The sequence below is a fragment of the Myxococcus llanfairpwllgwyngyllgogerychwyrndrobwllllantysiliogogogochensis genome (assembly GCF_006636215.1).
Taxonomy (GTDB): domain Bacteria; phylum Myxococcota; class Myxococcia; order Myxococcales; family Myxococcaceae; genus Myxococcus; species Myxococcus llanfairpwllgwyngyllgogerychwyrndrobwllllantysiliogogogochensis.
In genome coordinates this window covers 23,428-31,007 of the sequence record NZ_VIFM01000126.1, presented here as the reverse complement: position 1 = coordinate 31,007, position 7,580 = coordinate 23,428, and the positions used below count along the sequence as shown (strand labels likewise).

Sequence of the window (7,580 nt, the reverse complement as noted above, 5' to 3'; positions counted from 1 at the left end):
CGGGTGGAACAGAGGGGGGATGAACGGTGTGTCGGATGGGTTGGACCTCTCGTCGATACGGCTGATTGGGACGGCGGTGACGCCGGCGGTGATGGTGTCGGCGTGTGGCATCGTGGCGACGGGGTTGGACAACCAGATTGCGCGGATGACGACGCGGATGCGGGAGATGTTGAGGGAGGCGCGGCAGTTGCCGGAGGGGAACTCGCGGCGGGATTTGTTGCGGCAGGAGGTGGTCATCCTGGACCGGCGGCACGCGATACTCGCGAGGGCCATCGCGCTCACGTACACGGCGCTGTTGGCGTTCGTGGTGACGTCGTTGCTGTATTTGACGAAGCGTCAGCTCGACATCCCGGAGTCGCTGCCGGTGTTGTCCTTCGCCATTGGCGTGTTGTTGCTGGGAGCGGTGGCGGTGCTCGCGTTGGCCTCGCTGCGGCTGAGCCGCCTGGCCATCAAGCTGGAGCGGGAGGAACTCTTCGGAATCACCCGCCCGCCGTCATGAGGCCTCGCTAGGGCATGTACGGATGGCGACCGAGGACGCGGCCGTCCGAGGAGACCGCATAGAGTTCGAACCAGTCGAACTCGAGGCTGACTCCAGGGGCCCAGCCACACCGCTCGGGGCGGCGGTCGATGCGCACGAAGTACAGGCCCGCCTCCTGTCCTACGACGACCTCCAGGGACCTGGCCGAGAACTCACACGCCGTCGACGCTCCCTTGGGAAATCGTGACAGCACCTGTTGAAGCGCGGCGTGGGCCGCGACAACGGCGGGTCCATCCAGCGTGGCCAGGGGACGCAGGTCCTTGGGCCAGGGGATTGTGTCGACACTGTTTGGGCGGGGCGTGCCCGCATCCGTGACAGGAGTCGATGCCTTCGCCTTGGGTGGTTCCGTGCCGCCATCCGCCACGAGCGAGACGAGGAGGATGAGATAGTGGGGCTTCAGCATGGAGGTCACTCCTGGGCAGCTTCGACCTTCGTGTCCAACTCGGGAACGCACCGTGGAGGCGGTACCACGGCGGAGAGGTTGCTGGGCCTCTGGGGCTCGCACGTTGCCTGGAAGTCCCAGCGCTTCCCAGTCTCGCTCCATCGGAACACTTCGCCTGCGAGGTTCCACTTGTAGATGCGAGGCGCTGCGGCTCTTCCTGTCGCGAGCCATGCCCATGCCGGAATCAACTGGCCCCGCGAGTCACGCGCCGGCTTTCCGTTGGGCGCCACCGCGTACTCCACCATGCTCCAGTGTCCTTCGGCTGATTTCATCGCGGGAGACACCCTCAAGTCCGAGCTGCTCACGTTCGTGCCGCAAGGATGATTGTGCGCGAATCCGAAGATGGGGAGGTCTCGACCAAAGTCCTTGTCATCGACCCCACCAAAGGGAGGACTGCAGGCACTTCGTTCGCCCGTGAGATTCCGAATGGGCCAGGACACTTGCCAGTCTTCCGGCGTTCGATAGACAGCGAGGCAGTACTCCGCTGCGTCCGCGCGAGGGCGCCCCGTGCCCGGCTCGCACGCGTCGGTGGCCCCAGGCAAGGTCATCAAGGTCTTGAGGGCGGGAATGAGCAAGTCATCTGGAACGGTGGCCGCGTCCGAATACACAGCAGGGACCTCCCCCCGCTCCCACGGACCGGGTGACACCCGCAGGATGTCCTTTCCTTCGAGCACGGGAAGTTCACTGCTCAGGAAGTAAAGACGAGAGGGGGCGCACGCCAGGGCGAGCGAGAAGCAGGCGGCTGCCCCAAGGTGATGCCGACAAGGCGATGGAATCATCCATGGACTCGCTCAGGTGGGAGACCTGAGCGAGAGCCTACGTCAATCCACCTACGGGAGGTCCGTCCTCGTCGCCATGACTGTTGGAGTGGCGCCTGTCGTCCTCGCCCGAGCCGAAGCCGCTGCGAGCCGCCGCGGCGCCGACGGCGCGCAGGATGTCGAGCGGGATGGGGAGGATGGTGTGATTGCCGCCCGTGGTGATCTCCACCAGCGTCTGCAGATAGCGGAGTTGAAGCGTGGCGGGATTGCGGCTGAGCACGTCCGCCGCCATGGCGAGCTTCTCGGCGGCCTGGTGTTCACCCTCGGCGGCGATGATTTTCGCGCGACGCTCGCGCTCAGCCTCCGCCTGTCGAGCGATGGCCCGCTGCATCTCCGGGGGCAGGTCGATGTGCTTCACCTCCACGTTGGAGACCTTGATGCCCCACGGGTCCGTGCGCGCGTCGAGCACCTGCTGGATTTCGTGGTTGATGCGCTCGCGCTCGCTGAGGAGTTGGTCCAGCTCCACCTGACCCAGAATCGCGCGCAGCGTCGTCTGCGCGAGCTGGCTGGTGGCATAGAGATAATCCTCCACCTGGAGCACGGCCTTGTCCGCATGGATGACGCGGAAGTAGACGACGGCGTTGACCTTCACGCTGACGTTGTCGCGGGTGATGACGTCCTGTGGAGGCACATCGCGAGTCACGGTGCGCAGGTCGATGATGACCATGCGCTCCACGAAGGGGATGAGCCAGCGAAAGCCCGCGCGCTTCAACCCCACGAAGCGGCCGAGCCGGAACACCACGCCGTTCTGGTACTCGTTGACGATGCGCACTCCGGACATGAACAACAGGAAGAGCACGCCCAGCGGAATGAGGAACCCGAGCAGTCCGAACAGGTCGGTCATGTCTTCACCTCGTCGACGAAGAGGGTGAGCCCTTCCACGCGCCGCACCACCACGTGTGCGCCGCGCTGGATGGGTGAGGGAGAGGTGGCGCGCCAGCGCTCACCATGGACGAACACTTCACCGCTCTCGGGAGTGACGGGGGCCAGCGTGGTGCCCTCCTCGCCCACGAGTCCCACGTCTCCGCCGCGCTGGGGCAGTCGCCGCGTCTGCGCGCTCCTCCACGCGACATAGGCCGCCGCGCCCGCGAGGACCAACGTGGTGGGAATCAGCCACGCCCACGACACCCCGAAGGAGCGGTCCACGAACCAGTCCGGGTCCACGCGGTCCACCAGGAACAGTCCCCCCAGGCCCAGCAACACCACGCCCGTGGCGCCAAGCAATCCACTGGTGACGAACAGCTCCGCGATGATGAGCGCCGCGCCGAGCAGCAAGAGGAGCAAGGCCCCCGTGCTCACGGGCAGCGCGGACGAGGCCACCAGCGCGAGCACCAGCGCGACCACGCCGATGAGTCCGGGGGCGATACCACCCGGGTGTGCCAGCTCGACGACCAGTCCCAGCGCGGCCATGAGGAACAGCAGATAGACAATCGCGGGATGCGCGAGCGCATGGACCGCGCGCTGTGAAAGGCTCGGAGTCAGCTCCACGAGTCGGGCGTCGCGAGTGGACAGCCGCACCGTATCGCCCCCCGCCACCTGCACCGAGCGTCCATCCGCCCACGCGAGGAACTCCGACTCGCTGGAAGCGAGGTGCTCCACCACGCGCAGTTCGACGGCGGCGTTCGCGCTGATGGAGACGCTGTCGCGCACGGCGGAGGCGGCCCACGAGGCATTGCGGCCCCGCTGCCGAGCGATGCTCTCCGCGAACGCGACGGTGTCGTTCTCCACCTTCCGAGCCATCTGAGCACCGCCGGTCGCCTCCGGGTCCTGTCCGGTGATACCCGCGACAGGATGCGCGGCGCCGATGTTGGTGCCGGGAGCCATGGCCGCAAGCGTGGAAGCCAGGGTGATGAAGACGCCCGCGCTGCCCGCATGCGCGCCGGAGGGCCCCACCCAGACGAGCACCGGCACGGAGGAGCCGAGGAACGCCCGGACGATGGCGCGAGTCGCCTCCAGCGAGCCGCCCGGCGTATCCAATCGAACCAGCAGCGCCGAGTGTCCACCAGCCTCCGCGCGCCGCACGCAGTCGGACAGATAGGCGCCCGAGCCGGTGTCCACCACGCCTTCCAGCTCACAGGAGGCCACGGTGGAGGAGCCGGGCGTGGGGCTCGCTGGAGGTGTCGCCGCGAGCAGGCCCAGGGCCATCAGCATCAAGAGCAACGCGGCTCCGGTCTTCCCGAACTGGACGTGGCGTGAGCGCAAGTCACACCCCCTGAAGAGAGAGGGGGGAAGGATGCGATGGGACGATGTCTCGCGCGGGAAGGGGCCGTGCGGAGGACATGGCGTCGAGCAGCCTCAGGTGGTCCAGCAGCAGCCGTGGCATGAGGAAGTGCTGGCGCACATGCTCTCGCCCGCGTTCACCCAGGAGGTGGGCCTCGTCGGGCTGGCGCAGCAGGTGGAGCAGGGCCTCGGCGCACTCCTCCTCTGTGTCCACGAGGACTCCGCCAGTTCCCTCGGGAAGCTGCAGCGGAATGCCGCCCGTGCGCCCGCCGACGACGGGAGTGCCCTTCCAGAGCGCTTCGGAGACGACGAGCCCGAAGCCTTCGCGCAGGGACTTCTGGACGACGACCTCCGAGCGAGCCTGGAGTGCGTTGACCTCGATGTTGCCCACGCCGACCAGATTGGTGAGGACGTGGATGAGTCCATCGTGCCGGGTGGCCGCGCGGAGCTCCTCGTAGACCTCCCAGCCCTCGGGGTCATCCAGGGCGAGCGAGCCGACCAGGGCGAGCTGCAGGTCGGGGACATGTGGACGCACGCGCTGGTAGGCGCGGACGACGCCCAGCGGGTCCTTCCAGCGGTCAAAGCGACTGACCTGCGTGACGAGGGGCCGGTGGGTGCGGATGCCAATCCACTCGAGCACGTCGCGCGCGAGGGGCTCGGGAAGAGGATGGTTCTTGGGGCTGAGCGGGTCGATGGCTGGCGCGTGGACGCGCACGTTCCGGATGGGGAGCGCGGGAGGAATGAACTCCGGCAGGGTGAAGATGGCGGCGTCGTAGTCGAGCAGGTAGGGCGACAGCAGCTCCCAGAAGCTGGGGTTGGGTCGAGAGGTGTCGATATGGCAGCGCCATATCCATCGCGCGTCGCGATTGCCGCTGAGGGCCGCGAGCGCCGCGGGCTGCGGGTCGTGGACGAAGATGAAGTCGTAGTCCTCGGAGTCGGAGATGAGTCGGCGGGCGTTGAGCTGGGAGTTGGCCAGATAGATGGCCTTCTCGGACTCGGTGAGCTCGCCCGGAGCGCCCTGGAGCCCGTTGTGGATGCGTTTGGTGACCTGGAAGAAGGCCTCGTCGCCGTGGATGAGCTTCCAGTCGGTCACGATGCCCAGGTCGTTGTAGAGGGGGACCAGCGAGCGGAGGATTTCGGAGACGCCTCCCCCATAGGGCGTGGCGCTGAGGTGCAGACAGCGAGCGCCGCGCAGTCGTTCGGCGCAGTGTGAGAGGGCGTCGAGCTGCGCGTCGGGAGCGACACCGCGATAGGTGGCGAGTGAGCGCTTGCCGACATCCACGACATCCAACATGGCTTGAGGCTCCCGGGGTGTGAGGACACTCCCGAGCCAACGGTGCTCATGCCCGACGGGGTCTTCCCGAGGTGCCGCGTGCATGTCCGGTAGCCAGCATCAGAAGTGGGCGCCCGCATGCCGGGCTGCTTACCGGGTGGTGAGGATGCTCCACAGGCAGCACCTTTTCTCGTGCGGCGTGGGCCGCCCAAGTCGTGCCAAGACTCGAAGGGGAGGAGTCATGCGCCGTGTCGTCCTCATCGCCGCCCTGTGCCTGGCCGCCGTACCGCTGGCTTGCAAGACCACCCAGCCCCCTGGAACGGAAGAGCAGGAGCCGCTTCAGGGCCCTGACCAGGTGAGGGAGCCCGTGCAAACCGTACCGGACGAACCGCCCGGGCCCGCCACGCCCATGCCCGCCCAGCCCGACGCGGGCACGACGGAGACGCAGCCGCAGCCGGAGTAGCGCGGCGTCACGCGACAGACCGGAGACGCAGTCGCAGCCGGAGTCGCGCGGCGTCATGCGACGGAGGTCCGCCGCGGCGAGTCGCGAGCCTGGAGGGTGCTCCTCTCCTGGTCCCCGAGGTCGTGACACCATCAGACGGTCCTCGTGACACGGCCGCTCGGCTCGCGCACAGTTCGCGCGGACCCGCGCGGAGGCTGAATCCGCCGGGACAGGCGGAGGCGCACGGTGCAGACCACGGTCTATCTGGCAGAGCGAATCTGGACGCTGGACACGGAGCGTCCGCTGGCGCGAGCCCTGGCGGTGCGTGACGGGCGCGTGGTGGCGGTGGGCACTCGCGACGAAGTGAGAGCGACGGCGCCCGGTGCGCGAGAGGTGGACCTGGGAGCCGCCACGGTGGTGCCAGGACTGGTGGATGCTCACGCGCATCTGCACGGCCTGGGTCGCAGTCTGACGACGGTGCGACTGGAGAAGTCGCCGTCCGTGGAGGAGGCGGTGCGTCGGTTGTCACAAGCGCCCGAGTCCAGCTTCCAGGGCGACTGGCTTCTGGGAAGAGGCTGGGACCAGAACGAGTGGCCCGGTGGTGCCTTTCCGGGGAGGGCCGAGCTGGATGCCCATTTCCCCACGACGCCCGTGTTCCTCACGCGAGTGGACCACCACGCGGCCTGGGTGAACGGCGAGGCGCTGCGCAGGGCAGGCATCTCCCGCGACACGCAGGACCCCGAGGGTGGCCGCATCCTGAAGGATGCGAGGGGCGAGCCCACGGGCGTGCTGGTGGACAACGCCATGGACGTGGTGGCCGCGGCGATGCCGCCGCCCACGAAGGCGCAGCTCGAGACGCGGCTCCGCGCGGCACTGGAGCGCTGTGCACAAGTAGGACTGACGGGAGTCCACGACGCCGGCATGGACCTGGATGCCTTCCGCCTGCTTCAACAGTGGGACGCGGAGGGCACGCTCCCGCTGCGCATCTACGCCATGGCGGCGGGACAGGGGGACGAGCGGCACGCCTATCTGGAGCAGGGCCCCTGGCAGGGGCGGATGCTGAAGATGCGGGCGGTGAAGTTCCTGGCGGATGGTGCGCTGGGCAGCCGGGGCGCGGCGCTTCACGAGGACTACTGTGACGAGCCCGGGCAGCGCGGCCTGTTGTTGATGTCGCCCGAGGAACTCGAGTCGCGGGCGCGTGCCTTCATGTCGAAGGGCTTCCAGGTCTGCATCCACGCCATTGGAGACCGTGCCAATACCTTGGTGGTGGATGTGCTCACGCGCGTGTCGGAGGAGACAGGCACGAAGGCGTTGAGACACCGCGTGGAGCACGCGCAGATTCTGCGGCGCGAGGACATCACCCGCCTGGGCGCGGCGGGGCTGGTGGCGAGCGTGCAGCCCACCCATGCCACCAGCGACATGCCATGGGCGGAAGCGAGGCTGGGCCGCGAGCGGCTCCGGGGGTCCTATGCGTGGCGCAGCCTGAAGGAAGCGGGGGCGAACCTCGCGCTGGGCAGCGACTTCCCCATCGAAAACCCGGACGTCCTGGCGGGGCTGTACGCGGCGCGCACGCGACAGGACGCCACGGGAAGACCGGAGGGCGGCTGGCTGCCGGAGGAGGCGCTGTCGGGGTACGAGGCGCTGGAGGGCTTCACGCGGGGGCCGGCGTGGGCCTCCTTCGAGGAGGCCAGGCGCGGCGGGCTGGCGCCAGGACAGGACGCGGACTTCGTGGCGCTGTCGGTGGACCCGGTGGAGGGACCCGCGAAGGCGCTGGTGGATGCGCAGGTGCTGGCGACGGTGGTGGCGGGCGTGGAGGTGTACCGCGCCTCGCCTTGAGCACCGGAGGG

At 68.3% G+C, this 7,580-nt stretch carries 8 protein-coding genes; 4 read left to right on the top strand and 4 right to left on the bottom strand.

Annotated elements, in window-relative coordinates:
- On the top strand, positions 1–499 hold a 499-nt coding region (locus FJV41_RS27485; protein ID WP_306440903.1), incomplete at its 5' end, for a DUF2721 domain-containing protein.
- Between the two features lie 7 nt (positions 500–506).
- Here the strand turns inward: FJV41_RS27485 and FJV41_RS53905 are convergent.
- Positions 507–941, bottom strand: a complete 435-nt coding sequence (locus FJV41_RS53905) for a hypothetical protein (RefSeq protein ID WP_246137445.1) — start codon at positions 939–941, stop codon at positions 507–509.
- 174 nt (positions 942–1,115) lie between these two features.
- On the opposite strand from FJV41_RS53905, the gene FJV41_RS27475 reads away from it, so the two are divergent.
- Positions 1,116–1,304, top strand: a complete 189-nt coding sequence (locus FJV41_RS27475) for a hypothetical protein (RefSeq protein WP_141645533.1) — start codon at positions 1,116–1,118, stop codon at positions 1,302–1,304.
- A gap of 492 nt (positions 1,305–1,796) precedes the next feature.
- Here FJV41_RS27475 and FJV41_RS27470 read toward each other — a convergent pair whose 3' ends face one another.
- Genes FJV41_RS27470 through FJV41_RS27460 form a run of 3 tightly spaced genes read right to left on the bottom strand, consistent with a single transcriptional unit; the run spans position 1,797 to position 5,312 of the window.
- Positions 1,797–2,642 (bottom strand): slipin family protein, encoded by an 846-nt coding sequence (locus FJV41_RS27470; protein ID WP_141645532.1) that lies wholly within the window; start codon positions 2,640–2,642, stop codon positions 1,797–1,799.
- Entirely contained in the window at positions 2,639–3,949 is a 1,311-nt protein-coding gene (locus tag FJV41_RS27465) for an NfeD family protein (RefSeq protein ID WP_141645535.1), read from the bottom strand. Before FJV41_RS27465 ends, FJV41_RS27470 begins: the two co-directional genes overlap by 4 nt.
- Positions 3,950–4,001: 52 nt before the next feature.
- On the bottom strand, positions 4,002–5,312 hold the full coding sequence (locus FJV41_RS27460) for a glycosyltransferase (protein WP_141645531.1): 1,311 nt from the start codon (positions 5,310–5,312) through the stop codon (positions 4,002–4,004).
- A 220-nt stretch (positions 5,313–5,532) separates the two neighbouring features.
- Here FJV41_RS27460 and FJV41_RS27455 point away from each other — a divergent pair, with 220 nt between their 5' ends.
- Complete coding sequence (locus FJV41_RS27455) at positions 5,533–5,754, top strand: hypothetical protein (RefSeq protein ID WP_141645530.1); 222 nt, start codon at positions 5,533–5,535, stop codon at positions 5,752–5,754.
- 225 nt (positions 5,755–5,979) lie between these two features.
- Positions 5,980–7,569 (top strand): amidohydrolase, encoded by a 1,590-nt coding sequence (locus FJV41_RS27450; protein WP_141645529.1) that lies wholly within the window; start codon positions 5,980–5,982, stop codon positions 7,567–7,569.
- Positions 7,570–7,580: the final 11 nt, after the last annotated feature.

Excerpts from the sequence above, each read along its gene's own strand:
- FJV41_RS53905 (WP_246137445.1), bottom strand. The coding sequence starts at position 941 with ATGCTGAAGCCCCACTATCTCATCCTCCTCGTCTCGCTCGTGGCGGAT.
- FJV41_RS27475 (WP_141645533.1), top strand. The coding sequence starts at position 1,116 with ATGCGAGGCGCTGCGGCTCTTCCTGTCGCGAGCCATGCCCATGCCGGA.
- FJV41_RS27470 (WP_141645532.1), bottom strand. The coding sequence starts at position 2,642 with ATGACCGACCTGTTCGGACTGCTCGGGTTCCTCATTCCGCTGGGCGTG.
- FJV41_RS27465 (WP_141645535.1), bottom strand. The coding sequence starts at position 3,949 with ATGCTGATGGCCCTGGGCCTGCTCGCGGCGACACCTCCAGCGAGCCCC.
- FJV41_RS27460 (WP_141645531.1), bottom strand. The coding sequence starts at position 5,312 with ATGTTGGATGTCGTGGATGTCGGCAAGCGCTCACTCGCCACCTATCGC.
- FJV41_RS27455 (WP_141645530.1), top strand. The coding sequence starts at position 5,533 with ATGCGCCGTGTCGTCCTCATCGCCGCCCTGTGCCTGGCCGCCGTACCG.